2 protein-coding genes are annotated in these 1540 nt (G+C 67.5%); both read right to left on the minus strand.

Annotation, left to right across the window (positions count from 1 at the left end; all coding sequences use genetic code 11):
• Window positions 1-34: 34 nt before the first annotated feature.
• Entirely contained in the window at window positions 35-991 is a 957-nt protein-coding gene (locus AC559T_RS12395; protein ID WP_160144379.1) for a DDE-type integrase/transposase/recombinase, read from the minus strand.
• Between the two features lie 38 nt (window positions 992-1029).
• Entirely contained in the window at window positions 1030-1461 is a 432-nt protein-coding gene (locus AC559T_RS12400; protein ID WP_160144380.1) for a transposase, read from the minus strand.
• Window positions 1462-1540: the final 79 nt, after the last annotated feature.

Raw genomic sequence — 1540 nt, forward strand, 5'->3', positions numbered from 1 at the left:
CGGTAGTTGTCAAGTCAAGCGAGACAGTGGGTTGTTAGTCGACTGGCTGTGGGTCTGGCTGGTTGATCCACGCGGTGTCGGGTAGGCGGGGTGGCCGTGGCCTGCGGCTGAACCGTGCGGGGTAGGCGGCGTGGGCACGGTCGAGGGTGGCCTGGCGGTGGGCCTGGACCTGGACGGCGGTGCCGTAGTGGACCGAGGCGGGGGTGTGAAACCCGATCCCCGAGTGGCGATGCTCGTGATTGTAGGCGGTGAAGAATCCCTCGCAGAACCGGCGGGCGTCGTGCAACGACCCGAACTGGGCGGGGAAATCGAAGCTGTACTTGAGGGTCTTGAACTGTGCCTCCGAGTACGGGTTATCGTTGGAGACACGGGGCCGGGAATGTGACCGGTGGACGTCGAGGTCGACGAGAAGCGCCGATACCGGTTTCGATATCATCGCACCGCCGCGGTCAGCGTGGATCGTGTGCGGTGAGGTTCCGTTGCGGGTGACCGCGTCGGCGAGGAAGTCCTTCGCGACGACCGCGTCTTCCGCGGCGGCAACAAGCCATCCGGTGACATACCGCGAGTAAATGTCGAGGATGACGTAAAGTTTGTACCAGATTCCTTTCGCTGGTCCTTTCAGTGCGGTGATATCCCACGTCCAGACGTGGTTCGGTCCGGTCGCGGACAGCTCGGGTCGGACCCGGGGTGGGTGGGTCGCCTGGGCGCGGCGTTCCCGGGACTGACCGGCCGTGCGGGCGATGCGGTACATCGTCGACATCGAGCACCAGTACCGGCCCTCGTCGAGCTCCCGGGCCCAGACCTGCGGGATCGCCAGGTCCTGGTACGCCGGGCTCGTCAGGACCGCCAGGACCTGGGCGCGTTCGGTGTCGGTCAGCGTGCCCGGCGGCGGGGTCCGTGCCAGCCACGGCCCGTGCAGCCGGCCGCCGGGTGCGCTGTGGCGGTAGTGCGTCGCGCGGGAACGCCCGGTCAGCGCGCACGCCTGAGTCACCGGGATGTTCGCCGCGCGGAGGTCGTCGAAAGCGTCGTTCAGGATCTGGTCGGCGGCTGGTCGGTATCCGCGCTCCCGGAGACCTGTTCCAGAAGCGCGCGCGCTTTTCCCATGATGTCCAGCGCGGTTTCGGTGGTCGCGAGACGGGCTTTCAACCGTTCGTTCTCCCGGCGGAGCCTTTCCAGCTCGACCTGCTCGGCCGACTTCCCGGGCTTCTTCTCCGGCACGCGGCCAGCGCCGGTCATTCCCGCGAGCGCGCCGGCGTCACGGGCCCGGGTCCACTCCAACACATGGGAGGAGTACAGGCCCTCCCGGCGTAGGATCGCGCCTTTCTCACCGTTCGCCGCGTTCTCGTACTCGGTGACGATCCTCAGCTTGTACGCAGCGCTGAACACCCGCCGCGACGGACGCGGCGCCGGATCACGCGACGGCGGGGACTCGCCCGGGCTCTCCTGCGACTCTGACTCCACGAACACAAGGATCTCCGATCACCCCTCCGTAGCCAACCCGCACCCGCGAGGGTGTCTCACACGAGTCTGACAGGGAGGG

Source organism: Frankia sp. Hr75.2 (assembly GCF_949319125.1).
Lineage (GTDB): Bacteria > Actinomycetota > Actinomycetes > Frankiales > Frankiaceae > Parafrankia > Parafrankia soli.